Below are 24,838 nucleotides of genomic sequence, written 5' to 3' on the forward strand. Positions count from 1 at the left end.
AGCGCCGCACTCTTCGGTGCGGCGCTTTAACCATGCGTTTTTTACGTTCGAATGAAGTACCTACGTGAATACGACGTTGGCCACATCACGATAGCGGTTCGCAAAATGAACCGTCATTCCCTCTTTTAAATAATCGGGAAGCTCTTCGTAATCGCGTTTATTGGCTTCTGGCAGTATCACCTCAAAAATGTCGCTACGGCGCGCAGCGATAATCTTCTCTCGAATACCACCCACCGGTAATACTTGACCGGTTAGAGTCAGTTCGCCGGTCATCGCCAAGGGGCGATTAATTGCCTGATGCTTAGCCAGTGAAAGCAGCGCTGTAGTCATTGTGACCCCTGCCGACGGGCCATCTTTGGGCGTTGCCCCTTCTGGCACATGGAGATGCACAAAGGCTGAGTCAAAAAAATCGGCATCAGCGCCATACTCCTGCAAATGCCCCAGCGTGTAGCTATAGGCAATATTGGCAGACTCTTTCATCACATCGCCAAGCTTGCCGGTGAGTTTAAAGCCGCGATCCAACGCATGGACTTTACCTGCTTCGATAGGCAGCGTTGCTCCTCCCATGGAGGTCCAAGCAAGGCCAGTAACAACGCCTTCGCCTTTTAGCACTTTTTCTTTGCGGAATAGGGGTGCTCCCAAGAACTCTTCCAGGTTTTTGACCGAAATTTTGACTGTTTCCAGTTGCTCTTCCAGAAGCTTCACCGCTGCCTTACGGACAATACGATGCAACTGTTTTTCCAGCTGGCGTACCCCCGCTTCACGTGCATAACCATCAATGACCTGCTTGAGTGCGGCATCCGTCAAGTTGATACGCTTCTTGGGCAAGTTGTCGCGTTTCAGTAGCTTCGGCCATAGATGGTGCTTAGCGATCAGTAGCTTTTCTTCCGCGATATAACCTGAAAGACGGATCTGCTCCATACGATCAAGCAGCGGACCTGGGATAGAGTCCAGCGTATTCGCGGTGCACAAGAACAGTACTTTGGAAAGATCCATGCGTACATCGAGATAGTGATCCAGGAAGTCGACGTTTTGCTCTGGGTCTAGTACTTCAAGCAAGGCTGACGCGGGATCGCCCTGGAACGATTGGCCCAACTTATCAATCTCATCGAGCATAATCACTGGGTTTTCGACTTCAACTTCTTTGAAGGCCTGCACTAGTTTGCCTGGCATTGCGCCCACGTAGGTACGACGGTGGCCTTTAATTTCAGCCTCATCGCGCATACCGCCCACAGAGAAACGGTAAAACTCACGTCCCAGCGCTTCAGCAATAGAGCGCCCAATCGAGGTTTTACCGACCCCAGGGGGGCCTACCAGCAGCACAATCGAACCACCCACATCACCCTTGAAGGTGCCTTCGGCAAGAAACTCAACAATTCGCTCTTTCACGTCTTGTAAGCCGTCGTGATCGCGATTGAGAACTTCCCTAGCATGAGCCAAGTCGAGCTTGTCCTGACTGGTGACTCCCCAGGGCAACGAGGTTAGCCAGTCAAGATAGTTACGAGTAGTGCCGTACTCTGGCGAGCCTGTTTCTAATACGCTGAGTTTGTTGAGTTCATCATCAATACGCGCCTGGACTCGCTCGGGCACCACCAGAGACTCTAGGCGGCCCCTAAAGGTATCAACATCGTTTTCACGGTCGTCTTTGGAAATACCCAGTTCACGCTGAATAACTTTAAGCTGCTCACGCAAGAAAACCTCTCGCTGCCGCTCCTGCATTTGAGCATTCACCTGCTCACTGATTTCGCTTTGCAACTGAGCAACATCAATTTCTTTGCGTAGTAGCGGCAGGACTTTATGCATACGTTCCGCGACTGACAACGTCGCAAGCACATCCTGCAGCTCAGGACCTTTAGCAGACGTGATCGCGGCCGCGAAGTCGGTTAGCGGGCCGGGCTCATGAGGGCTGAAGCGATTGAGGTAGTGTTTTAGTTCTTCGCCATAAAGCGGGTTAATCGGCAATAACTCTTTGATGCCGTTAATAATGGCCATCGCATAGGCGCGGGTTTCTTCATTCTCGGCATCTACGGGTTCTTTGGGATAGCTTACTTCAACCAGGTAAGGCGGCTCTTTAGACAGCCAGCGCTGAATTTTAAAGCGTTTAACCCCCTGAGCAATAAACTGAATTTGTTGATCTTCGCTCTGCAGTTTATGTACTTTGACCGCCGTGCCAATCTCGGGAAAATCGTCATGACCTAACGACTCAACACCTTGTTCACCAACAAAGGCAACACCGATGGTGTGATGAGGTGTATTACCTACCCGACGCATGGTTTCTTCCCAACGCTCGCGGTTGATCACCAGCGGCTGCACTTGAGCAGGAAAAAATGGCCGATTATGGATTGGTAGTAGGTAGATACGCTCGGGAAGCATATCGCTGGCGGGCACTAACGAGTTGACTTTTTCACCGTCTGAACGATGCTCTTCACTACTCGAGGCGTCGTCTTGCTGCGCGTCGGACTCATCGTCCGTCAGCCAGTCGAGATGTTCGTGATCGCGGTCGTAATCCTGGTCGCTCATGCGCACTCCTATAGCAGTGACTAGCGGATTGATCCGCTTAGCAATGCTTAAGGAATGTGGGCACAGAGGGTGAACTTCAACCCTTGGCACCATTTGTAGCGGTTCATCTGAAGAAGGGCAACGTCTCGAGAACTCGTCGTTGTTAAGTTTAAAACGTTGAAGATTAAGGCGTTTAAGGCCAAAGCTGGGGCATCGGTCGTCCATTAACACGTAATTCGCCGCGAATAACATCAAACTCTAATTCTCGCGTGCCAAGGGGGAGGCCTAGCCAAAGCGCTGCTACGGTTGGCGCATCGTACCAAGTGAAGTCACCATCAACACGATCTAGCCAGCGAGCACGCTCTTCTGGTGTGTCTAATCCTGTTATGGTGAGTTCATCGAGCCCACGCGCATCAAAAAAGAGCGCCCCATCCGCATTAACATTGATACCAAGCAGCGGGCTTTCAATAGCCACCGTCGTGATGTCTAAACGGGGGGAGTCGCTCAACACGCCCTTTAAATCGGGGGCCAAGCGCACCAGCAAGCCTTCTGCCATGGGAAGACTAGCATCGCCCCATGAGGCTTCCTGACGCAGCCGCAAGATGGTTTCGCGCACAGCATCCGCATTAAGACGTGAAAGCTCGGCTTCAATCCGCCCGCTTAACAGAGGGGGATCTGGCGCTTCGCTTGGGACGCTCACCTCACCAATAATCAATTCGCCATTGAGACGCAGCTCTTGCTCGTCGAGCACCATATGGCTGTGCACATCAAGCGGCGAAAGATAAATATCATAGGCAGGGTAATGAAGCGATAACGACTCAACATGGAGGTGGTCGCGTTGAGCAAAGTGATAGGCATCATCGATGTAGGTATAACGGCTTTCAAGGGATAAAGGACCCATCGTTAGCTGGGCAGGGCCATCCGTTAGCGTTAGCTGGTCGACCAGTGCACGCAATCGCCAATCACCAAACACGCCTTCTAAACGCATTCTGGCACCGCGAACAGATAGCTCACGGCCATTTTGCTGGATAACAAAGGGGGCAAGTGCCAAACGCAGTTCACTATGACCACTTAGCGTATGGTAGCGCCCTTGCCAGCGAGGTATAGACGGGGCAGAGACCTCGCCCACTGCTTTTTGCAAAACGCTATCTAAACGGGGCAGCAGCGTTCCTTCAACGTCAGTACTTAACGCACCATGACGAGCACGGTAAGTCAGCTCTAGCCGCCACGGCCGTCCTAACAGGGGCGATAAAAGCAGCTTTCCCTGAGACGTTAACCATCCTTGACGACTCTCCGTCCGACTAACTCGCCACTCCCCTCGCGCTTCCAAATCTTCTAGTGCTTGACGAAGGCTGCGTTCAAACAAAATGCTCGATAGCAGTTGTGCCACCACCCACGCCACCGCCAAGGCTGCGAGAATAGGGACGATCAGTCGTTCCTTGCGCATGCGATCTCCTTGAACCCCCCCGCGATTGGAGCCATTCGCCACCGACGTTGCGTGATCAGTTTTCAGTAATTATCTAAGTCCATTCATTATTATAAGTGGCTCAACTTCTCGTTTTTTTACAGATAGGCTATTAGTGTAGCCAAAACCATAAATGCATCGTACTCCACGCGTAGATGCCAGCCATTACGTCATCAATCATAATGCCAAATCCACCGGCAACTCGCCGGTCTGCCCAACGGATGGGCCACGGCTTGAAGACATCGAAAATACGAAAAACGATGAACCCCCATAGAGCCGCCTCCCATGAAAAGGGCACTGCCGCCATGGTTATCCAGTAGCCAACAAACTCATCCCAAACAATACCGGAGTGATCGTGTACGCCTAAGTCATGAGAGGTTTTATCGCATAACCAAACCCCAACGACAAATGCAGCGAAGACAATACCCAGATACCAGCTCAAAGGCAGGTCGGCCATCATCCAATAGAAAGGAATAGCCGCCAGAGTACCAAAGGTGCCTGGTGCCCAGGGCACCGCACCACTGCCTAAACCAAACGCAAAAAAATGGGTTGGCCGACGCCAAACGCTCGCTGGTGCTCGGTTCATGGCGCTTCCCCGCTAAAATGCTGCCATCCTTCGTAGTCACTGGGGGCAACGCCAGTCACGCCTAGCGTTTCCGTACAGCGGCCTATCACGGTCAGCGAGAGGCCACAATCGGCGAGTCGCTGCTGAGCAATAGCGAGATTATTAGGTGAGAGTGTCACCAGCAGTTCGTAGTCATCACCACCCGACAGCGCGGCTTTTATCGCACCATCGTGGCCCATCGCCTCTTGCAGTCCGGTCGCCAACGGTAGCGCGTCGACCTCTAGTACACAGCCTACTTCAGATGCCTTACGTAAGTGCGATAAATCTGCCAGCAAGCCATCCGAAATATCTAATGCCGCTGTCGCAATGCCGCGCAATGCAGCACCCGCAGCTAAACGAGGTTGAGGTAACAAATAACGGGCTAGCAGAGGGTGCGATAACTCGCGTTCGCCCTGTCGCCAAAGTGCCAGGCCACCAGCGCCACCACCCAGCGCACCGGTCACCGCAATAACATCACCGGCCTTTGCGCCTGACCGGGTTAGCGCTTGGCCGGTTGGCACTTCGCCCATCACCGTGACACCAATAGTCAGTGCCCCGGAGGTGACATCGCCACCAACCAGCGCCGTAGAATGCTGCTGGCAAAGCGTATGAAACCCTTCGGCGTAACCCGCTAACCATCGCTCGGCAGTTGCACGATCATTAAAGACGCTTTTATCAAGCGTCATTGCCATCAGGCACCAACGAGACGTCGCTCCCATGGCAGCTAAATCGCTGAGCGCCACCGCCAGCGCGCGATGCCCTATCGCGTTGGCGGGGGCATCGTGGGGGAAGTGGACGTCACTCACCGATGTATCAACGCTAACCACAAGCTGTTGACCTGCTTGGGGCACTAAAAGCGCTGCATCGTCGCCATTTTCAAGCGCTATGCCAGCTGTCGCGTGCGCCTCCTGCGGCGACATGAAGTAGCGCTGAATCAGTTCAAATTCGCCAAGCACAAAGGCCCCTTAAACGCATTATCAGGAGGCTCGCCTTACAGACGGCGAGCGCTGACCTCGGCACTTCGTAAGCGATTTGCTAGCTTATCGAGAATGCCGTTCACGTATTTATGGCCGTCGGTGGCACCAAATGATTTGGCCAGCTCAACGCCTTCGTTAATCACTACTCGGTAGGGCACTTCCATTCGCCGAGAAAGCTCGTAGGCTCCCAAGCGAAGGATGGCTAACTCAACGGCATCCAGGTCTTCTAAGCGACGGTCGAGCAACGGCGCAATTTCACGATCTAACTCCGCTTTGAATCTGACCGTGTTATGCAGCAGTTCATGAAAAAGCGCCTTATCAGCGATTTCCATTACCTTCACCCAATTTTCGTAATCTTCCAGGTCATCATCCGCTACTTGGCTGCGAAACTCAGCTTCGATAGTGGTGATTGATTTACCTGTCATTTGCCACTGGTAAATCCCCTGAACCGCTAACTCACGTGCGGCGTGGCGCCCTAGCTGCGCGGCAGAGGGCTTACGCTCACGACGTTCGCTCATTGGTTATCTCCTAACGGCAATGCACGCAGTAACGACACCATCTCCATCGCTGCCATTGCGGCTTCCGTACCTTTATTACCCGCTTTGGTGCCTGCCCGCTCAATCGCCTGCTCGATAGACTCAACGGTCAACACGCCGTTTGCTACCGGCGTATCAAACTCAAGTTGGAGGTGGTTAATGGCGGTATTGCAGCCACCCGCCACATATTCAAAATGCGGTGTGCCACCACGAATGACAGCGCCCAGCGCGATAACAGCATCGGGCTTCATGACGTTAAGTACGCGCTTTACTGCCAGCGGCAGTTCCCAAGCACCGGGTACGTGGACAAGGTGAATATTGTCCGCATCAACGCCGTGGCGTGTCAGGCTATCGATAGCACCTTCCACCAGGCTATCCACCACATGGTGGTTAAAGCGACCTACAACGATGACATAACGGCCATCGACATCCACAAAAGTGCCTTCAACTTGCGAAAGGGATTGCATCAATTTATTCCTGCTGAGAAGTTGGCTCATACGCCGTGTCATTTGGCCCCAGACGCTCGACAACTTCGAGATCAAAACCGGAGAGCGCTGAGAATTTCCACGGTGAGCTGAGTAGCCGCATTTTGCCTACCCCTAAATGGCGTAGGATTTGCGAGCCAGTACCAATCGTTAAGTAGTTACCTGAACCGTCCGAATCGCTGGTGCGAGGTTGACGCACGCGATCCAGAAAAATATCGAGTTGATCTTTCAAGTCTTGGTGAGGACGACCATCGTCAATCAGCACAAAGACACCCGCAGACGCATTGGCGATCTCTTCGAGCGCACGATGAGCATCCCAACGGCACTGTTCACCTTTCATTAACCCTACGATATCACGCAGCGTATCCGCTAAGTGAACTCGCACAGTCGTCGCCTGCTCTGGCGTCGGCTGGCCCTTCACTAACGCTAAATGGTGAGCACCTTGGATACGGTCACGGAAAACATGCAGCGCCAGCTCCCCATGGGCCGTCATTACGCTGGTAGTTTCAACCGGATCAACCGTTTGTTCATTAACGATACGATAGTGAATTAAATCAGCAATCGTGCCAATTTTAATACCATGCTTTTTAGCAAACACTTCAAGCTCAGGGCGACGCGCCATGCTGCCATCGTCATTCATGATTTCACAAATAACGCCACTAGGATCACAGCCTGCTAATGAGGCCAAATCACAGGCTGCTTCTGTATGCCCGGCACGACGCAGGACGCCACCCGGCTCGGCCATCAGCGGAAAAATATGCCCTGGCTGGACGATATCCGACGGTTTGGCATTCGCCGCCACTGCCGCTTGAACAGTGCGCGCACGATCAGCTGCTGAGATACCAGTGGTCACACCTTCGGTCGCTTCAATGGAAAGCGTAAACTTAGTGCCAAACCCAGAGCCATTGTCACGCACCATTAGCGGCAGGTTTAGCTGCTCGCAACGCTCGCGAGTCATTGGCATGCAAATGAGCCCACAGGCATAGCGCGCCATGAAGTTGATATGCTCGGCCTGAACTTTTTCGGCCGCCATGATGATATCACCTTCGTTTTCGCGATCCTCATCATCCATGAGAATCACCATTTTGCCCTGGCGGATATCTTCCACCAGCTCAGCGATAGGGGACAAACCCTCTGAAGAGGAATGCGCCATGGAATCTCCAAAATAAGTGGTCGCAATACATGCGATTTCGCGCGTCAGGGTACCTTGCTCTGGCCCCGCGCGCTAGTCAGTGCGCGGTTCCGCGATTATTCGCCAGTCACTCCCAACAGCTCGAATTTCTTTGATAGTCAAACGCTTTTGGTCGGCCATGCGGGTCATGCCGGGCAACGCAAATAGTGGTCGCGCCTCGCCTCCCAAAAGCGTAGGGGCGACAAATAGCTGCAGCTCATCCACCATATTCGCATCTAACAGCGCGCCTGCTAGGGTAGCGCCGGTTTCAACGAGCAGCTCATTGACCTGCTCATGTTCGGCCAACCAGCACAACATATCCGCGAGGTCGATTCGACCTTCTTGAGCCGCAGGCAGCACCTTAATATCAGCGCCCGCAGCTTCCAGCTTTTGGCGTTTTTCTTCACTGTGGTGTTCGGTGGTAATAATCAGCGTGCGGCCTGGTTCACGAAGGCAAGCTGCCGCTAGCGGTAACCGCAGGCGCGAGTCCAAAATGACGCGCAGCGCCTGCCGCTGACTTACCGCATCCGCGTTATCGAGCGCCAGCTGATTCGCGCGCACTGTTAGCCGAGAATCATCCATAATAACGGACTCAACACCGCTTAAAATAGCGCTTGAGCGTGCCCGCAAACGCTGCACTTGGCTACGGGCTTCTGGGCCGGTAATCCATTGCGACTCTCCAGACCCCATGGCGGTACGGCCATCCAAACTCATGGCCATTTTTAAGCGTACAAAGGGGCGTTTGTGCTGCATACGGGAAATAAAGCCAGGATTTAGCGCACAGGCATCTTGTTCCAACAGCCCAACATCTACCTGAATCCCCGCTTCCCGGAGCCGATTGATACCGCGTCCACTAACGCAAGGGTTAGGGTCAACCATTGCCACGACCACACGGGCCACTTGGGCATCCGCTAACGCAACGGCACAAGGGCCAGTGCGTCCTGTATGGGAACAAGGTTCTAACGTGACATAAGCCGTTGCGCCTTTTGCCTTAGCACCAGCGGCGTTAAGTGCGTGAATTTCTGCATGAGGTTCGCCAGCACGGAGGTGAAAGCCCTCGCCAACCACTTGCCCTTCCGCGTGTTGATCGTAGCGGACAATAACACAGCCCACCCGGGGGTTGGGGTCTGTTGTATACAGCCCTTTCGCCGCCAATTGCAGAGCACGCGCCATAAATTGATGATCAGCGCTGGTAAAGCCTCTCTCCGTCAACTCGTTCATCAAGCCTCTCCGCGATCTGGGCCGCTGTAGGCTGATGTCGGATGATCGCCTGGATCTTGAGAAAGACGGTCTATCTCGGCGCGAAATTCGTCTAGATCCTGAAACTTACGATATACCGATGCAAAGCGAATATACGCCACCTGATCCAGGTTGCTTAATGCCTTCATGACGGCTTCACCGATATCCCGCGCATTAACTTCGCGATCCCCACGGGCACGAAGCGATTGGCGAATACGCTCAACGGCGGCCTCTATTGCCTCGGCACTTACCGGACGCTTTTCAAGCGCTCGCAGCATGCCTGCACGCAGCTTGCCCTCGTTAAACGTTTCACGTGAGCCGTCGGATTTCACGACCCTCGGCATGATGAGTTCTGCGGTCTCATACGTGGTGAAGCGTTCTTGGCAGCTAGCGCATTGGCGACGACGGCGCACCTGGTCCCCGTCGGCTCCCAGCCGCGAGTCGGTCACTCGAGTATCATTAGCACCACAAAAAGGGCAATGCATGGCAGTCAACCTGTTGTCAGTACGTGCAGCGTGTCAGCCTGTGCGGATAACGGCACATATAAGCATATTATGAACTATTATTAGCAGCGGAGTAGCCACGCGCTACAACGACATGCAGTTTAAGGGCGCTTGCAAGCAAAAATAGTCGCTTCTTTAAACGCGGCGTTAACCTAGCATTGTAACGATTTGGCACACAAGCTGCAGCGTTTGTCGTAGGTTGTTTAAGAGGACTCCCCTATGACCCCATTTGAGCAGACGGTCCATCAATTCCTTTCGCACCTCTACGGCCCCCGCGCCAGCGAGATACAGCGCCGCATTGGTCAACACATTGAGCACTTTCGCCGTGCGTCACAGGCGCCAGCCACAACACAAAATATGGCGGCTGAAAGCGGTAACGCACCAACATGGAGCGAAAAAGATCAGTGGGTCATTAGTTACGGTGATTCCATTGTGGCAGAGGAAACGCCCCCACTTGCTGTGCTTAATGAGTTTCTTCAACGCTATTTGGGCGAGCGCATTAGCGGCGTGCATGTACTGCCTTTTTTTCCTTGGAGTAGCGATGATGGCTTCTCAGTCATTCATTACCGTGAGGTTAATCCAGAGCTAGGTGATTGGGAGCACATTCGCGAGCTAGCCAGCCACTATGACGTCATGGCCGACTTAGTGCTTAATCACGTATCTCGTGAGTCACTGTGGTTTGTAGATTATCTAACCGGCAGCCTGCCAGGTCGTGATTACTTTATTGAAGCAGACCCAGAAACCGATGTTTCTGACGTTATTCGGCCACGCAGCAGCCCATTGCTAGTGCCCATTTCCACGCGCCGAGGCACTCGCCATGTATGGGCGACATTTTCAGAAGATCAGATTGATTTAAACTTTGAAAATCCTGATGTATTGCTAGAGTTTGTTGGCATTTTGCTGTTTTACCTTCAACAGGGCGTGCGCATCATTCGCCTGGATGCGATAGCGTTTTTATGGAAGCGCCTGGGAACATCTTGCATCCACCTCCCTGAAACCCATACGGTTGTCCGTTTACTGCGCGCCATTGTGGATGAAATATCGCCTGGCACGCTGATAATTACCGAGACCAATGTCCCTCACGCAGAAAACATCAGTTACTTTGGCCTAGAACGGTTAGCCAATGGGGCGCCTGACGAAGCCCATATGGTCTATCAATTTGCCCTACCACCACTGCTATTGCATACACTCACCCGCGGTGAAGCCACTACCCTTCAAACATGGCTTTCCAGCCTGCCGATACTGCCCAGACACTGCACCTATTTAAACTTCACAGCGAGCCATGATGGTATTGGTGTGCGTCCTTTAGAAGGGCTGCTCCCGGACCATGAACGAGATGCGCTGCTAGAGCTGATGCATCGCTTTGGTGGCTTTGTCAGTATGCGCAGCAATCCCGATGGTAGTGACTCGCCCTATGAGATCAACATTACCTGGTTTGAGGCCATGCGCGGCACGCGTAGAGGACCAGATCCCTGGCAAATTGCCCGCTTCCTTTGCAGCCAGGCCATTATGCTCACGCTTCAGGGCATTCCCGCCCTCTATATTCATACACTGACCGGCACCCTTAACGATGTTGAAGGGGTGGAACGCAGCGGCCGTTTACGTTCAATTAATCGCCGCCGTTGGCAGCGTGACGAATTAGCCCTGTTACTTGAAAGCCCTTCAACACCAACCCACGATGTTTTTCATGCCCTTAGCCGCCTGTTGGAGCTACGGCGGGTAGAACCCTGCTTTCACCCCAACGCCACACAGCGCGTACTGCCCACACCTCCTGAATTGTTAGCCATTGAGCGAGGACCACTCAGTGACGGCCGCCGCCTGCTTGCCCTGTTTAATGTCACCGACACGCTGCTGCCATTAGATAGTGTGGGAGAAGCACTTGAGCAGGCGCTTAGCCAACATGTTTGGCGTGCTTTAGACATGCAACCCCCCGGAGAGGAAACCGCGCTACCGCCCTATGCAATAAGATGGATGGTGGCAGACACATGAAAGAGGCATTGCGGCATAACGTCTCAGCAATAGGTAATATAATCGTCAAATAATCGACTACTGTGATACTGCAGCATTCATCATTAACTGAGATAACGGTTAACTATGCTGCAGCAAAGTATCGCAATTGGTCCCCTGGGCTTCAGTCTTCATCAACTTGTGTTTGTCATGGCTTTTTTGATGGCACTTATGGTGGGGGCGATACTAGGGCGGCGGCACAATGTAGCGGTGAGCGATACGCTCATAACGGTATTTTTTATCGCCTTTATCGCCGCACGGGCAGTGTTTGTTGTGCGTTACTGGGGAGCGTATGACGGCATTATTTCCCGGCTAGATATTCGTGACGGCGGCTTTAATTTAGCGGGCGGCATGATGGCTGGACTTGGCTACGCAAGCTGGGTTCTGTGGCGCTCTTCACACCAACGCTGGCCGTTAGGAGGTGCCTTGCTAGCGGGTTGCCTTACATGGGGAATTATAGTCGGCAGCACTGCCTTAATTGAACAACAGGCGCGCCCTCTCCCAGACACTCCGTTAGTCGACCTAAGTGGCCAACCTACCAGCCTGCCTCAATTTGCCAACCAGACGCAGCAGCCTATTGTCGTTAATCTTTGGGCAAGCTGGTGTCCTCCTTGTATTCGAGAAATGCCGGTTTTTGAAGAAGCACAAAATACCGAACAAGGCATTACCTTTGTGTTCGTTAACCAAGGGGAAAACGCCCAGCATATTGAAGCGTTTATGAGCCAACATGACCTTTCACTGGATAATGTGTGGCTTGACCAACGCAATGCACTGGGGAAGGCAACGGGCGCCCATGCTATGCCCACCACCCTTTTTTACAGCGCAGAAGGAAAGCTCGTTAACACGCATTTTGGCGAATTTTCCCATGCAACCCTTCAACAAGGCTTGGAACGTTTGCGCTGAGGCAGCCTCTTACCTTGGCTCATGACGACATCGATTTACATTGCGTATCTTTTATACATAAGGACATACTTATGAAACACTTCTCCCTGTCTCGTTTAAGCAGCTTGTTACTATTAACAAGCATTGGCACCACCTCGGCTGGCTATGCCGAAGAGCTGCCGGCACCGGTTCAAGCACTAGCCAACCAAGGGCTGACGATTCACGGCCAGTTTGAGGCGCCAGGAGGCATACGTGGTTACGGTGCTAGCGTGCAGGGCCAGGATATGGCGATTTATTTAACCCCTGATGGCGACCATGCCATTATCGGCACGCTGATGGATAGCCAGGGTAACGACCTCACCGAAGCACAGCTAGATGAGCATGTTCGCGTGCCGCTGGAAGCGCAAACCTGGGAGTTGCTAGAAGAGAGCCACTGGATTCAGGACGGCGATGAAAACGCGCCACGGGTAATCTACACGTTTACCGATGCCAACTGCCCTTACTGTCGCCAGCTGTGGCAACAAAGCCGACCCTGGGTAGAAGCAGGTGACGTACAACTGCGCCATATTATGGTGGGCATCCTGGCGCCGAACAGCCCCGCCCTGGCAGCCACACTGCTAGGTGCAGACGACCCTTCTGCCGCGTTGCATGACCACAGCAAAGGCGATGCGCTTTCAGCGAGCGCCCAGCCTAGAGATATTGAAGAGCAAGTGTATGCGAACAACCAGCTTTTTGAGGAGCTAGGCCTATACGCTACGCCCACCAGCGCCTTCCAGCGCGAAACGGACAGTGGCGATTTACGTATCGACCGAATTCAAGGCTTGCCAAGCAACGAGCGCTTAATTGAGATGATGGGCAGTGAATCGCCTTAGTGCAGGCAATGTAGCTAGGCTCTAAAGCTCCCGGCCAAAAACCTCATATCAATAATTAGCCCGTGGTGTCATACCACCGCGGGCTAATATTTTCTCCTGATCCGATGCTTTGGTCGCTGCTCGTCAAACAGATTACTCGCCTGACAGGTTCTCAAAACGGGGCATCCCCACATTCCAAGGTTCGATGTCGCCTTTTTCACCAAAGTTAGCATGATCACCAAGCACGTGGCCGTCATGCTTCCGGGTTTGCCCATACAGCGAACGTTTATGGAAAGTAGGCCCAAAGCGCTCAGCGGTTTCGGCAACATCTCCTGTGTAACGGGGGTCTTGCGGACGCTCTTGGCTACTCATGTAATACGCAATATCCCAGGCATCCTGGTCACTTAACGAACGCGGCTGACCTAAAGGCATATTGTTGTAAATAAACCCAGCGGCGGTATCAACCCTGACGATGCCTGCGCCCCAATTATTAGAGCCATCCCCCCAGAGTGCTGGGAAAACATACTCGCCATTCTCATAGTGCCCAGAGCCGTCCTCTTGGTGACAAATGGCGCAATTTTCTTGGTACGCTGCTTCGCCGCGAGCGTAATCAGGGGCTTCATCTGGCTCATCTGGCGCAGGAAAACCGCGGCCATAAATAGGCTGACTGGGGTACATTGGCGCACCAGTAGCCAGCCATTGGTGATAAGCGCTCAGTGCGAGCATCTCATCACTGCCATACTCAGGTGGCGTTCCATTCATTGAGTAAGCAAAGCAGCCAGCAATGCGTTCCTCAAGATTGTTAACGTGCTGATTTTTACCCCTGAAGTCGGGAAGCGTGACTGCCGCTGCCCAAACCGGTGCACTAAACGGCTGACGCCCCTCACCTAGGTGGCAACTAGAGCAGTTCATATCGTTATAAACATTTTCACCACGTAGCTGCTGAGTATTGGTGAACAACTCGTAGCCATACCGAATAACTTTTTTTAGCTCTGGATGAATGTCGGCGTCTTCCAGGTCTGCCATAGTCGGCGGAACATGGACAAGCTCGCCCTCCTGCGGCGCAGGGAAGCCAAGTTCCACTAACCCCTGGTAGGTCGCTTCGCTTGACGGGACGGCATCATTTGCAGCGAAGGCGCTGACGACGATGCCGGTGGCTAACGAACAACCTGTTAGCGCTAACACGAGACGCTTTTTACGCAAATTCATTGTGCTGTCCCCCCTTCTTCGCTGTCAGTTTGAGCGCTAACATCCTGGGTGGCATACCACGCTGACACCGCCTGGATATCCTCGTCACTCATACGCTTGGCAATAGCCCCCATCAAATGCTGAGGATCATTACTGCGCTCATCATTTTGCCAAGCATGCAGCTGGTTGCTTATGTAACCTGCGTGCTGGCTTGCAATACCGGGAAATTCTTCGCCGACGCCCTTGCCACCCGGGCCGTGACAGCTTTTACATGACACAATATAGGCATCCCAATCGCCACGCTCTGCCAGTTGTTCGCCGCGGGTTAATAGCGCCTCGTCAGCATCATCGCCACCTTGGCCAAGCGTGATAGGCATTTCGCTATAATAAGCAGCAACGTCAACTATTTGCTGGTCATTGAGCATGTTAGCAAAGGGCATCATGGTGGCGTTTTGGCGACGCCCCTCTTTAAAATCGTGTAGCTGCTTAATGATGTAATCGGCATTTAGCCCAGCCAAACGCGGCCACGATTCGCCTCCAGGTATATTCATCCCGCTGCCATTAGCTTGATGACAGGCAATACAAGTTGCCGCGGCAGCTTGGCCGCGCTCGGCATCCCCCGTTTCGGCAAAGGCAGTCGCAGCGAAAGCGCTGGCACCCACAAGACTGGCCCCCATTAGCAAGCTAAGCTTGCCCCACTGTTTTTTATTCATATCTCCCCCTGACTGCTGGTCGTTATTTACTTGCTTATTCGTTATTTCTTACCTGCCCGTTACTTACTAGTCGTTGCCCACTTACTGCACTGACGCAGAGAGAGCTATCGAATAGCCTCTGCTATATACCCTTGTTTTTTGCCTGCTGTTGGAATGGTTAAGTGGGCGCTAAACCCACCGGTCTCAACATTTTCAAAACTCACCCAGCCATCAAACCGCTCAACAATCGCCGCCACAATCGCTAAGCCCAAACCACTGCCTTGCTGCTTGCTCACGCGCCAAAAACGTTGGGTTAATTGTTTCAATGTAGCGTCGTCGACACCGCCCCCCTGGTCATGCACAGTGAACGTTACGTGATGCTGGTCAGGGGTATACCGGACGGTTAACACTACAGGCAGCTCGCTTGCCCCATGGTGCAGCGCGTTATCCAGTAAGTTACGCAGTGCGGTTATTGCCAGCTCTCTAGGCATGGCAACGCACACATGGGGTAATTGAGTGGGAAGCTGACACTGCCCTGCGATTGCCACGCTGTCGGCAATCGCGACTTCAACAATCTCATCTACCTGGCTTGGCTCGCCGTCATCAAAGCGCATGCGCCCTTCAACTCTTGCTAACGTCAGCAACTGATCTAGCGTATGCGCCAGACGTACCACCCCCGCTTCTGCGTAGCTGAGCGCTTCTTTAGCCGTTTCACCGTCGGTTCGCTGCGCTACTTGAAGATGGGTTTTAATCGCGGTTAAGGGGGTGCGCAGTTCATGAGCGGCATCGTTGGTGAAACGCTGCTCTCGGACGATGGTCTGTTGAATTCTCACCAGCAAGCCATTGAGTGTATCAATCAACGGTTTGATCTCTTTCGGCACACCATAAGTAGACACGGGCGCCAGCGCTTCCGGATGACGACTGGCCAGCGATTCGCGCAGCCGTGACAGCGGGGCCAAACCACGCCAGACAACCACCCAGAGCGCAATCAAACTCCCCGCTAACGCCACCACAAACGGCACGACGGCTACGCGAAACACATCGCTAAGCAACATGTCCCGCTCATCCATCCGGTCAGCGGTGGTAATGACGAGATCTCCCCGCTCATAGGTGAATACGCGCCAAGTGGTATCGCCTTCTTGTCGGTAAGCGTGACCACGCTCACCCGGAGCCAGTATGGTTTCCATGTTGGCATGGGTGCGGGCGATGATATCGCCACGCGGGGAGTGAACCTGACATGCCAATCCCTCAATGGGCGGGATGGATAAGGCGCGAGCCTGACTCTGCTCCCAGACATCTTCAGGCAGTTGAAGCACGAGCCCGGCGACCATGCGTGCCGACTGAGCAAGACGCTGATCCAGTGTTTCTACAAACTTTTTCTCTAAATCACTGAGCAACCAAGCGGCGGCAATGCCCCAAAGCAACGCCAACGTCACTCCCAAGGTGAGCAATAGGCGGGCACGTAAGCTCATTGCTGCCCCTTATGAGGCGTGCCGGGGATATGAACAGCCTCTGGTTTACCTAACCGATAGCCCAACCCACGAACCGTCTCAATGACGCCACTGCCTAGCTTTCTACGTAGATGGTGGATATGCACGTTCAGCGCATTACTCTCTACATCATCACTCAAGCCATAAAGGCTATCTTTTAGCTGGTCGGCAGAGAGCACACTGCGCGGCGAATGCAAAAAAGCCTCCAAGAGCACTAACTCTCGGCGCGACAGCGTCACCAACTGGTCAGAGACTTTCACTTCACGCGCATTGGGATCCAACGTTAGCGCCCCGTGCATCGTCATACCCTGGCTACGGCCAGACACTCGCCGAAGCAGCGCATGAAGACGGGCGACTAACTCATCAAGATCGAAGGGTTTCACCAGGTAATCATCGGCCCCGCACTGCAAGCCATCAACACGGTCTCGTACCGCATCGCGTGCCGTCAGCATTAACACCGGGGTAGAGATACCTTGGTCACGCCACGACTGCAGCAACTGCAAGCCATCACCATCGGGAAGACCGCGATCGAGTATCACAACGTCACTCGCCACTGACTGCAGGGTTTGTCGCGCAGCTTGAATCGTAGAAACATGATCGACGACAAAGTCGTACACCATTAAGCCGGAACGTATTCCTGATGCGACAAGCGGATCATCTTCAATGAGCAAGACATGCATGGCGGTTTTCCTTTTATTACTACTAGCATGGCAAATTCACATTAACCCAGCATTAAGCTAGCGGTCTGTGCCATAAACCTATTTATAAAAACCAGTTACAAAAAAGCCCTTGTCTGAAGAGACAAGGGCGATAGCGGTTGTTTATACATTAGCGCTACTGGCTGGTACGTTTTGCGATAACCCAGCCTGCCACCATCGCGGCCAATAACGCTAATAGAGGCAGCGAGAGCCCACCGATGGAGGCGATGGCAGGGCCAGGGCAATAACCAGAAAGGCCCCACCCAATGCCAAACAGCGCTGCGCCACCCAGCAACTTGCCGTCTAACGCTTGCTTAGTCGGGAGCTGAAAATTAGGGCTAAACAGCGGCTCGCCACGGGCAAATACCAATCGGTAGCCCACAAACGTTGTGCCTACCGCACTGCCTAGCACAAACATCAGCGTCGGGTCCCAAGCGCCAGCCACATCTAAAAAGCCAAGTACACGAGCAGGATCCGTCATGCCAGAAATAGCTAGCCCAAGCCCGAATAGTAAACCAGCGATATAGCCAGCAGCGGTTTTTACTGTTGCACTATTCATATCATGCGCCTCATACACCACCTCCGATCATATGCCGCGTCACATAGACCGTGGCGACCGCTACAATGAGAAACACGCCGGTGGCGGCCATCGAGCGAAGTGATAAGCGTGCTAAACCACAGACACCATGACCACTGGTACAGCCGCTGCCGAGCCCAGTCCCTAACCCGACTAACAGGCCTGCTAACAACATCAGCGGCACACCGCCAGCTGGCGCACCGATCACCGCACCGGGAACATCAGCAACGTTGCCCAACCCGCCTCCCATTGCCATGACCAGTAACGGGCCACTCACCAGCCCGAACAAAAAGGCTAAACGCCACGCGCTGTCGCCTTTAGGTCTCTGGGTTATTAAGTTTCCAATAATGCCGCTAATGCCAGCGATGCGCCCCAAGGCTCCCATCAACCACACAGCGGATAAGCCTATAAACACACCACCAACGAGCCCTTGCAGGCTTGCCATCCAGTCCACGGGTGTCTCCTTACTGTATTAATGCTTGCTTTTGCAGGTTGAGATGCCCAGCAGAGGATACAACGGGCAAAAGTTAAACAGCCCAGTGGCAAGTGGTAAAACGCCGATCCACCCCCATGCACCAATGGTGCCGGTAAGCGCCAGTACAATCAGAATCAGGCCAACAACGATTCGCGCCACTTTGTCGATACCGCCGACGTTTGCTTTCATTTTCTGCTCCTCAATCATCAGAATTATTTAAAAACGGTTGATAGGGACTTTCAGATACACAACGCCATTGTCGTCGGCAGGCGGCATTTTGCCCGCGCGCATGTTGACCTGTACGGAGGGAATAATGAGCTTAGGCATGCCGAGCGTGGCATCACGCTCCGTGCGCATTTTCACGAACTCATCTTCTGAAATGCCTTCATGTACATGAACGTTTGCCTCACGCTGCTCTGCAACACTGGTTTCATGCTGATAAACGTCTCGGCCTGGCGCTTTATAGTCATGACATAAAAACAGCCGCGTTTGCGTCGGCAACGCCAGTACCTTTTGGATGGAGCGATACAGCGTACGTGCATCACCACCGGGGAAATCACAGCGCGCGGTGCCGTAATCCGGCATAAACAGTGTGTCTCCAACGAAGGCCGCGTCGCCTATCACATAAGTAAGGCAGGCAGGCGTATGGCCTGGCGTATGAAGCACGCGCCCCTGAAGACTGCCAATGGTGAACGTATCGCTTTCGCTAAACAGAGCATCAAATTGGCTGCCGTCCCGAGCAAACTCGGTGCCTGCATTAAATGCTTTACCAAAAATTTCCTGCACGTCGACAATATGGGCGCCAATCCCCGTTTTTCCACCTAGCGTTTGGTGCAAATAGGGAGCTGCAGAGAGGTGATCAGCATGCACATGGGTTTCTAAAATCCATGCCACTTCAAGGCGGTTATCGCGAATAAATTCAATAATTTGATCGGCGGAACGTACATCAGTACGCCCTGCTGCGTAGTCGAAATCCAGCACCGAATCTAGAATAGCGCAGGCGTTACTATCTGGATCCTGCACCACGTAACTAAAGGTGTTGGTCGGTTCATCAAAGAAGTGAGTAACAATCGGGCGTTGCATTCTATGCCTCCAGCTAATGGCAAGTAGTGATGCTGCTATGCACACATCATAGACCATATATGGTTATATGTTTATACTTATTTGGAATTTAAAGCCGTTTCTTGAGCATGATCAAGATTACCCGTTGGCAAACAGCCGCTGAGACAAACCGGAGAGATCAAGTAGGGGGCTTACTGAAAAAAAAGCACCCCGCTGTCTGCGAGGTGCTGAGATTACGCAATGGCGTTAACAGCTAAGTGGGATTCAAAAACCTTTTTAAATTTAAAATCCCTATAGACCTAAAGCCCTTTAAACTTAAAGTTCTATAAACTTAAAGTTCTATAAACTTTAGGATTTATAGAAATTAACAGGCACGTGGTGTTAAACCTTACCTTGGTTATCAAGCTCTACCGCTTCATGCATGCGGGCTAGCACGTCAGGCATCGCCGCTTGCACGCGGTTCCAGCTAGGAATAAATGGACGCTCGCGGGGGTTGTCTAAAAACAGATTGCCGGCTTCCAGCAAATTGCTGGCAAATAACTCCACTGCCTGCTCTTCACAATGGCGATCTAAACTTAGCCCGTTCATCGTCGCGTCGTGATCGTAGGCTTCGATGAGGTCTAAGGCTAAACGGTAGTAGGTCGCTTTGAGCGTCCGGAAATCCTCGCTGCTAAAGCTAACGCCTTGGGTAGCCAGCTTACGATACAACGCTTTTGCAATATCCAGACTCATTCGGTTCAAGCCACTGGTAGCATCCTCTTCACTAACGGGCTGATGCTTGTGGTCATAGGCGTCGGCAATATCTACCTGACATAGCTGACGGTGGGAATAGTTACGCTGCAACTCGGACAGCACGCCGATTTCCAATCCCCAGTCAGCGGGAATTCGGATGCCCTCAAGTACATCGCTGCGCATGGCAAACTCACCGGATAAGGGGTAACGGAAGCTGTCTAGATAATCCAGATAAGGTGACGGGCCACAGACGGTTTTCAAAGCACGCAGCAACGGCGTCACCATCAACCTAGAGACGCGCCCATTGAGCTTTCCTTCAGCGATACGCGGGTAATATCCTTTACAAAAACTGTAATTGAAGCGGGGATTCGCGACGGGATACATAAGGCGTGCCAGAAGGCCCCGGTCGTAGGTAAGAATATCGCAATCGTGAAGACCAACAGTGGTGGAACGACCGGAACTAAGCACATAGCCAGCGCAATACCATACGTTTCTTCCTTTACCTGGCTCTAATGCCCCCAAACCGTGACTTTCTAGCTCTTGGTCGATGGTGCGTAAACGGGGGCCGTCATTCCATAGAATTCGTGTGTGCTGAGGCAAGCGCGAAAAGAATTCCCGTGCATATAAAAATTGATCACGGTCTGCCCTATCCAAACCAACGACAATTTCATTGAGATAAGGCACTTTCACCAGCTCATCAACAATCGCCGACAGCGCAGGTCCTTCCAGTTCAGAAAAAAGCGAGGGTAAAATTAGCCCCATTGGGCGACGTTTGGCAAACTGACAAAGCTCCTGCTCAAGGGCCTCAACCGGTCGACGCGTTAAGTTGTGAAAATCAGTAATCACACCATTTTGATGAAAATCACTCATACGCTAGCCTCCCGTGGCTTTTAAACTGATGCAGCGGCTTCATTTGCTGGCGTCATTTTTAGACGCCCGTCATCTCGCCCCCACCAGTGGGCTACCCCCTCAGCCCAGCCAGTTGGCCCAGTTGCATTCGTTCGATATAGCGAGCTGTTTTGCGGCTCAACGTTAAGTGCGTGACAACCTCGAATAACCACGGCTTGATCGACGGCTTCCAGCATCGTGATATCGTTTGGGCCATCGCCCAGGCCCAATGAAAGCGGCTGGCTGCCTCGTAATGCAGTAAATCGTTTAATTAGCCACTCTACGGCCCCCCCTTTATCAGACAAGCGCCCAATCACATGCCAAAAACGGCCCCCTTGTGTAAGTTCAAGGCCATCGCCTTCAAGCGCAATGCGGAACGTTTCAAGTGCGGCTGCATTATCTTCCCAAATAAGCGGCTCACTCCCCTCCCGCTGCCGCGCTGCTTTGGCACGGGTTTCATCAAGCCCAGTTAACGCCATTACCTGTTGAAGACTTAAGTCGCCCATTCGAGTAAACCGAATCCCCAGACGCTTACGCCAAACATTTAATCGCGCTCTAATGAAACCACTATCAACACCGGTGTGTTTTATAACGACGCCATCTCGGCCATTACCAGGGCGATCTAAACGCGCATGGCACCAACCTGGCGGTAGACCAATAACGGCACCATTCTCAGCAATAAAGGGGGTCGCTGTTAGCCCAAGGGATTCCCGCAGGGGGATGAGCTCAGCGCGGGTTTTACTGGTGACCGGAATAACCGGAACCCCTAGCTGTTTAAGGCGAGCAAGCCAGGGCTTGGCAGGTGAGAAATCATAGTTATGATGATCTAACAGTGAACCGTCTAAGTCGGTGACTACCAAACGCGGTTGAAGCGCTGGATCCAAGTCGCTTGGTGACTGAGCATCGCTGGGCAACGCAGTACGCTTGTGTTCGGTCATAGCACCACCCTTTTGCAATCTTAAAAGTCGTTACGCACTTCCACTTTTAGATAAGCAACCAAGCAGTTTGTATGCCAATACAATTTTATTCTTAATAATCAAAAATTTAACTCATAAAAAGTAGCCGCTTTCTTATGAGCCCCAAAACAACGCAGCTTCGGCGCACCAAAATGGCGCGCAAATAAATGGAAAAAAATTCGACAAGGCCTTGGCAAAAGCTCATAAATAGCTATACTCAAATTGTACCCACTGACAACCTTGTACACCCCTCACCTGATGTCAGTGGGCTGCAGTGAGCCAAGCCCTTTAACACCCGCCTCCCCCGGCGGGTTTTTTTTGATCAATGCGTTAGTCCACGTGAATAACGACCTCAACGCGACGGTTTCGCGCTCGCCCTTCGGCAGTGAGGTTATCTTCTAGTGGCTGGGTTGCTGCTAATCCAACGGCTCGCAAGCGCTCAGGGGAGACGCCTGCGGCTTCCAGTGCTTCAACGATGGCAATCGCACGCGCACTGGAAAGCGCCCAGTTGGACGAAAACTCTGGGGTATTGATAGATTGGCTATCAGAGTGCCCCTCCACCCATACTTCCCCCTCAAAGCGCTGTATGGTGTCCATCAGCGACCCTACGAGCGATGAGCCACCTTCTGTTAACTGGGCATCGGCAGAGGGAAATAGCAACCGATCCTGCACACGCAAACTGATCCCTTCGGCAACCCGGGAAACTTCAACGCCTTCCAAGTTGGGTAGATATGTCGATGCTTCCACACGCTCAGTCAATCTCTCATCAAGCGCTAATGCGCTGTTGATCGCCACATCAGACACTTCTTGTACATTGACAGGAGGACGGTCAGTGAGCACTACCATGTAATCCGCCAACGGAGAGGCCGATTGACGCTCATCGGTGGGCAGTAGTAACTGCGGAAGCATAATCTCACCAGCCGATGGCTCCTTATCTGTTGGTGTTTCTTCAATGCGCGCCAATAATGGCGGCACACCCACGACAGCAGAGCGAACCTTAGGTAACCCTGCTACGCCTAGCGCAGCGCTAATCGCGAACGGACTGAGCGTATCACTACTGGGAAATACACTTGGTACCGGGCGCTGCTGGCGATGCTCTGCTAGCGCATCCGGCAGTGGTATTTCTCTAGCAGGCGACGACTCATAGCCGTACTCTTCGGCGGCTTCCTGCTGAAACCATGATGGGTTTGTCACATCAGCCGCAGCAATAATGATAACGAACAGGGCTACCAGCAGTGTCATGACGTCGATATAGCTAATCATCCAACCGCTATTACTTTCATCTTCTGTATAGGCGGTTAGCAATGAATCGTGACGCGGACCAGCGCGGTGGGCTTCAAGCATGGGGGGTTTCACTCATTCAAGTTTTTAACCTCGTGGCCGATCTAGGGTAAGCATGGCAAACTAGTCTATCAAAAGCCGTTTCGTAGCGAGAAGGAACTATCAGGTGCGCACCCGACCTATGTCATCAAGAACTGTTTCATTTTCGACAGAGTCATCAAGAACCATGTCATTACCGACCATGTCATCATCGACAATGCCATCATCCATGGTTCAACTATTGCGCCCTGCCTGTATTGGACTGGCGAGCCTGATGCTAAGCGGCTGCTTCTATGCCAACACATCGCAAGCCCCCATTGCCACTACTTACCCATATAGTGAGCAGCAACGTATGCAAGCGGCTCAACACTGGGAAGTGCTAGCCCAGCACGAAGCCGCTGGTATTCTTCGCAGTGAACGGGTTCGCTTTAGGGATTTACATATTCCAGCGCAAGAGCATGCATCAGTTAGCGCCTACTACGGTGGCGAGTTTGAGCGCGGTTTTCGTACGCTATTAACAAGCGAGCTGGTGTCGCGAGGGGGAAGCGTGATGACACAACCCAACACTGGCGGTGCCATTGTTCAAGTAGACGTGGAAGTCGTTGAACATCGCGATCGCGGCTATATACGCCCACCGTTTGGTGCTTACACCGCCCTCGCAGGCGGGGTTACCGTGGCTAGCATGGCTCTCGGTAACTGGAGCGAACCTGCGCTAGCATTAATTCCCGCTGCGATGGCGGCAGATACGACCAGCGGCAGCTGGACATATGAGGGCAAAGAGGAGGTTATCATCACTACCCAGATCGTTGATAATGACCGTATTCTCTATTCCTCTTCTAATATTTATTACATTAATGCTGGTGACCGACGTCACTACGCACCGCATCGTGTTCCTCAAGCGCCTGCAACCCCAACTGTTTCTATCACCGATACTTGGTAATTACATGCTTCCACTCTCTTCCACCCTGTTCCAGCTGCGCGGGTTAGCCGTTAGCGCTCGCTTGGTTGTCGCTGCGTTGTTTATGCTGCTTTTAGCGGGCTGCACCGCACTTGGCAATAACAATAGCATGCGAAATGCCGAGCCTCAGCCAGACCTTTCTGAGCTAGCTCACGAAGCCGCAGCGCAAATGGTCGCCAGTAACCCGGATCTTACACGCCATAGCCCGATGATTGCGGCTACTTTTGTGAGTATTGATAATTTAAGCCAATCGTCTACATTCGGCCGTATCAGCTCTGAAATTATGGCGTCCGCCCTCGCAAGGCAAGGCATGCAGGTGCGCGAAGTCAAAATGCGTGACAGCATGTTTATCGAAGAAACCGTTGGCGAATTAATTTTATCTCGCCAAGTACAACGTCTTAGCGCCCAGCACAATGCACGCTCCATACTGATGGGTACCTATGCACAAGGCCAGGACTATCTCTATGTTAGCGCACGGGTAGTACGCGCGGGTGATGCGATGGTGCTTGGCAGCGCTGACTTTAAACTCCCGCTGGATAATAACACCCGAAGCTTATTGGAAGGCCAAGGCGGCTGGTAGTCG

At 52.7% G+C, this 24,838-nt stretch carries 25 protein-coding genes; 5 read left to right on the forward strand and 20 right to left on the reverse strand.

The window, feature by feature from the left end:
• Positions 1-60: 60 nt before the first annotated feature.
• The 9 genes from lon to nrdR all read right to left on the reverse strand — a co-directional run bounded on the left by lon (position 61) and on the right by nrdR (position 9,461).
• Positions 61-2,520: an endopeptidase La gene (gene lon / locus REH51_RS02930; protein WP_498936804.1), complete on the reverse strand. Its 2,460-nt coding sequence runs from the start codon at positions 2,518-2,520 to the stop codon at positions 61-63.
• Positions 2,521-2,692: 172 nt separating this feature from the next.
• A complete protein-coding gene (locus tag REH51_RS02935; protein WP_498936806.1) occupies positions 2,693-3,946 on the reverse strand; it encodes a DUF945 family protein in 1,254 nt (417 codons plus the stop codon).
• Between the two features lie 130 nt (positions 3,947-4,076).
• Positions 4,077-4,550 carry a phosphatidylglycerophosphatase A family protein gene (locus REH51_RS02940; protein ID WP_009721756.1) on the reverse strand — a complete coding sequence of 158 codons (474 nt, stop codon included), beginning with the start codon at positions 4,548-4,550 and terminating at the stop codon, positions 4,077-4,079.
• Positions 4,547-5,524, reverse strand: coding sequence for a thiamine-phosphate kinase (gene thiL, locus REH51_RS02945; protein ID WP_498936808.1), 978 nt, complete (start codon positions 5,522-5,524; stop codon positions 4,547-4,549). Before thiL ends, REH51_RS02940 begins: the two co-directional genes overlap by 4 nt.
• Before the next feature lie 35 nt (positions 5,525-5,559).
• Positions 5,560-6,063, reverse strand: coding sequence for a transcription antitermination factor NusB (nusB, locus tag REH51_RS02950; RefSeq protein WP_009721754.1), 504 nt, complete (start codon positions 6,061-6,063; stop codon positions 5,560-5,562).
• Positions 6,060-6,548 carry a 6,7-dimethyl-8-ribityllumazine synthase gene (ribH, locus tag REH51_RS02955; RefSeq protein WP_009721753.1) on the reverse strand — a complete coding sequence of 163 codons (489 nt, stop codon included), beginning with the start codon at positions 6,546-6,548 and terminating at the stop codon, positions 6,060-6,062. Before ribH ends, nusB begins: the two co-directional genes overlap by 4 nt.
• Positions 6,549-6,552: 4 nt before the next feature.
• On the reverse strand, positions 6,553-7,719 hold the full coding sequence (ribBA, locus tag REH51_RS02960; RefSeq protein WP_009721752.1) for a bifunctional 3,4-dihydroxy-2-butanone-4-phosphate synthase/GTP cyclohydrolase II: 1,167 nt from the start codon (positions 7,717-7,719) through the stop codon (positions 6,553-6,555).
• Between the two features lie 72 nt (positions 7,720-7,791).
• A complete protein-coding gene (gene ribD, locus REH51_RS02965; protein ID WP_498936810.1) occupies positions 7,792-8,958 on the reverse strand; it encodes a bifunctional diaminohydroxyphosphoribosylaminopyrimidine deaminase/5-amino-6-(5-phosphoribosylamino)uracil reductase RibD in 1,167 nt (388 codons plus the stop codon).
• Positions 8,958-9,461, reverse strand: coding sequence for a transcriptional regulator NrdR (gene nrdR, locus REH51_RS02970; protein WP_498936812.1), 504 nt, complete (start codon positions 9,459-9,461; stop codon positions 8,958-8,960). Before nrdR ends, ribD begins: the two co-directional genes overlap by 1 nt.
• Before the next feature lie 237 nt (positions 9,462-9,698).
• On the opposite strand from nrdR, the gene REH51_RS02975 reads away from it, so the two are divergent.
• From REH51_RS02975 to dsbG, 3 genes are all read left to right on the forward strand, one after another.
• A complete protein-coding gene (locus REH51_RS02975) occupies positions 9,699-11,468 on the forward strand; it encodes a sugar phosphorylase (RefSeq protein ID WP_009721748.1) in 1,770 nt (589 codons plus the stop codon).
• 105 nt (positions 11,469-11,573) lie between these two features.
• Positions 11,574-12,389: a TlpA family protein disulfide reductase gene (locus tag REH51_RS02980; RefSeq protein ID WP_009721747.1), complete on the forward strand. Its 816-nt coding sequence runs from the start codon at positions 11,574-11,576 to the stop codon at positions 12,387-12,389.
• 71 nt (positions 12,390-12,460) lie between these two features.
• Entirely contained in the window at positions 12,461-13,240 is a 780-nt protein-coding gene (dsbG, locus tag REH51_RS02985; RefSeq protein WP_009721746.1) for a thiol:disulfide interchange protein DsbG, read from the forward strand.
• A 132-nt stretch (positions 13,241-13,372) separates the two neighbouring features.
• Here dsbG and REH51_RS02990 read toward each other — a convergent pair whose 3' ends face one another.
• From REH51_RS02990 to REH51_RS03040, 11 genes are all read right to left on the reverse strand, one after another.
• Positions 13,373-14,428, reverse strand: a complete 1,056-nt coding sequence (locus REH51_RS02990; RefSeq protein WP_009721745.1) for a c-type cytochrome — start codon at positions 14,426-14,428, stop codon at positions 13,373-13,375.
• Positions 14,425-15,120, reverse strand: coding sequence for a c-type cytochrome (locus REH51_RS02995; protein WP_009721744.1), 696 nt, complete (start codon positions 15,118-15,120; stop codon positions 14,425-14,427). Before REH51_RS02995 ends, REH51_RS02990 begins: the two co-directional genes overlap by 4 nt.
• Positions 15,121-15,224: 104 nt before the next feature.
• Positions 15,225-16,571, reverse strand: coding sequence for an ATP-binding protein (locus REH51_RS03000; RefSeq protein WP_009721743.1), 1,347 nt, complete (start codon positions 16,569-16,571; stop codon positions 15,225-15,227).
• Positions 16,568-17,269 carry a response regulator gene (locus tag REH51_RS03005; RefSeq protein ID WP_009721742.1) on the reverse strand — a complete coding sequence of 234 codons (702 nt, stop codon included), beginning with the start codon at positions 17,267-17,269 and terminating at the stop codon, positions 16,568-16,570. Before REH51_RS03005 ends, REH51_RS03000 begins: the two co-directional genes overlap by 4 nt.
• Before the next feature lie 154 nt (positions 17,270-17,423).
• Complete coding sequence (locus tag REH51_RS03010) at positions 17,424-17,846, reverse strand: DUF6691 family protein (protein ID WP_498936814.1); 423 nt, start codon at positions 17,844-17,846, stop codon at positions 17,424-17,426.
• 10 nt (positions 17,847-17,856) lie between these two features.
• Complete coding sequence (locus REH51_RS03015) at positions 17,857-18,318, reverse strand: YeeE/YedE family protein (RefSeq protein WP_009721740.1); 462 nt, start codon at positions 18,316-18,318, stop codon at positions 17,857-17,859.
• A gap of 18 nt (positions 18,319-18,336) precedes the next feature.
• On the reverse strand, positions 18,337-18,528 hold the full coding sequence (locus tag REH51_RS03020; RefSeq protein ID WP_009721739.1) for a YgaP family membrane protein: 192 nt from the start codon (positions 18,526-18,528) through the stop codon (positions 18,337-18,339).
• 27 nt (positions 18,529-18,555) lie between these two features.
• The gene (locus REH51_RS03025; protein ID WP_498936816.1) at positions 18,556-19,422 is read right to left on the reverse strand and encodes an MBL fold metallo-hydrolase; all 867 of its coding nucleotides are present in this window, start codon (positions 19,420-19,422) and stop codon (positions 18,556-18,558) included.
• Positions 19,423-19,782: 360 nt separating this feature from the next.
• A complete protein-coding gene (locus tag REH51_RS03030; RefSeq protein WP_009721737.1) occupies positions 19,783-21,003 on the reverse strand; it encodes a glycosyltransferase family protein in 1,221 nt (406 codons plus the stop codon).
• A gap of 20 nt (positions 21,004-21,023) precedes the next feature.
• Positions 21,024-21,959 (reverse strand): HAD-IIB family hydrolase, encoded by a 936-nt coding sequence (locus REH51_RS03035; protein ID WP_498936818.1) that lies wholly within the window; start codon positions 21,957-21,959, stop codon positions 21,024-21,026.
• Positions 21,960-22,307: 348 nt separating this feature from the next.
• Positions 22,308-23,321: an OmpA family protein gene (locus REH51_RS03040; RefSeq protein ID WP_498936820.1), complete on the reverse strand. Its 1,014-nt coding sequence runs from the start codon at positions 23,319-23,321 to the stop codon at positions 22,308-22,310.
• Between the two features lie 205 nt (positions 23,322-23,526).
• Between REH51_RS03040 and REH51_RS03045 the strand changes: the two genes are divergently transcribed.
• Entirely contained in the window at positions 23,527-24,237 is a 711-nt protein-coding gene (locus tag REH51_RS03045; protein ID WP_009721733.1) for a hypothetical protein, read from the forward strand.
• Between the two features lie 4 nt (positions 24,238-24,241).
• The gene (locus REH51_RS03050; protein ID WP_009721732.1) at positions 24,242-24,835 is read left to right on the forward strand and encodes a FlgO family outer membrane protein; all 594 of its coding nucleotides are present in this window, start codon (positions 24,242-24,244) and stop codon (positions 24,833-24,835) included.
• The last annotated feature ends 3 nt before the right edge of the window (positions 24,836-24,838 follow it).

The sequence above is a fragment of the Halomonas bluephagenesis genome (assembly GCF_054790765.1).

Coding starts and splice junctions, on each gene's coding strand:
- lon (WP_498936804.1), bottom strand. CDS start 2,520: ATGAGCGACCAGGATTACGACCGCGATCACGAACATCTCGACTGGCTG.
- REH51_RS02935 (WP_498936806.1), bottom strand. CDS start 3,946: ATGCGCAAGGAACGACTGATCGTCCCTATTCTCGCAGCCTTGGCGGTG.
- REH51_RS02940 (WP_009721756.1), bottom strand. CDS start 4,550: ATGAACCGAGCACCAGCGAGCGTTTGGCGTCGGCCAACCCATTTTTTT.
- nusB (WP_009721754.1), bottom strand. CDS start 6,063: ATGAGCGAACGTCGTGAGCGTAAGCCCTCTGCCGCGCAGCTAGGGCGC.
- ribH (WP_009721753.1), bottom strand. CDS start 6,548: ATGCAATCCCTTTCGCAAGTTGAAGGCACTTTTGTGGATGTCGATGGC.
- ribBA (WP_009721752.1), bottom strand. CDS start 7,719: ATGGCGCATTCCTCTTCAGAGGGTTTGTCCCCTATCGCTGAGCTGGTG.
- ribD (WP_498936810.1), bottom strand. CDS start 8,958: ATGAACGAGTTGACGGAGAGAGGCTTTACCAGCGCTGATCATCAATTT.
- nrdR (WP_498936812.1), bottom strand. CDS start 9,461: ATGCATTGCCCTTTTTGTGGTGCTAATGATACTCGAGTGACCGACTCG.
- REH51_RS02975 (WP_009721748.1), top strand. CDS start 9,699: ATGACCCCATTTGAGCAGACGGTCCATCAATTCCTTTCGCACCTCTAC.
- REH51_RS02980 (WP_009721747.1), top strand. CDS start 11,574: ATGCTGCAGCAAAGTATCGCAATTGGTCCCCTGGGCTTCAGTCTTCAT.
- dsbG (WP_009721746.1), top strand. CDS start 12,461: ATGAAACACTTCTCCCTGTCTCGTTTAAGCAGCTTGTTACTATTAACA.
- REH51_RS02990 (WP_009721745.1), bottom strand. CDS start 14,428: ATGAATTTGCGTAAAAAGCGTCTCGTGTTAGCGCTAACAGGTTGTTCG.
- REH51_RS02995 (WP_009721744.1), bottom strand. CDS start 15,120: ATGAATAAAAAACAGTGGGGCAAGCTTAGCTTGCTAATGGGGGCCAGT.
- REH51_RS03000 (WP_009721743.1), bottom strand. CDS start 16,571: ATGAGCTTACGTGCCCGCCTATTGCTCACCTTGGGAGTGACGTTGGCG.
- REH51_RS03005 (WP_009721742.1), bottom strand. CDS start 17,269: ATGCATGTCTTGCTCATTGAAGATGATCCGCTTGTCGCATCAGGAATA.
- REH51_RS03010 (WP_498936814.1), bottom strand. CDS start 17,846: ATGAATAGTGCAACAGTAAAAACCGCTGCTGGCTATATCGCTGGTTTA.
- REH51_RS03020 (WP_009721739.1), bottom strand. CDS start 18,528: ATGAAAGCAAACGTCGGCGGTATCGACAAAGTGGCGCGAATCGTTGTT.
- REH51_RS03025 (WP_498936816.1), bottom strand. CDS start 19,422: ATGCAACGCCCGATTGTTACTCACTTCTTTGATGAACCGACCAACACC.
- REH51_RS03030 (WP_009721737.1), bottom strand. CDS start 21,003: ATGAGTGATTTTCATCAAAATGGTGTGATTACTGATTTTCACAACTTA.
- REH51_RS03035 (WP_498936818.1), bottom strand. CDS start 21,959: ATGACCGAACACAAGCGTACTGCGTTGCCCAGCGATGCTCAGTCACCA.
- REH51_RS03040 (WP_498936820.1), bottom strand. CDS start 23,321: ATGCTTGAAGCCCACCGCGCTGGTCCGCGTCACGATTCATTGCTAACC.
- REH51_RS03045 (WP_009721733.1), top strand. CDS start 23,527: ATGGTTCAACTATTGCGCCCTGCCTGTATTGGACTGGCGAGCCTGATG.
- REH51_RS03050 (WP_009721732.1), top strand. CDS start 24,242: ATGCTTCCACTCTCTTCCACCCTGTTCCAGCTGCGCGGGTTAGCCGTT.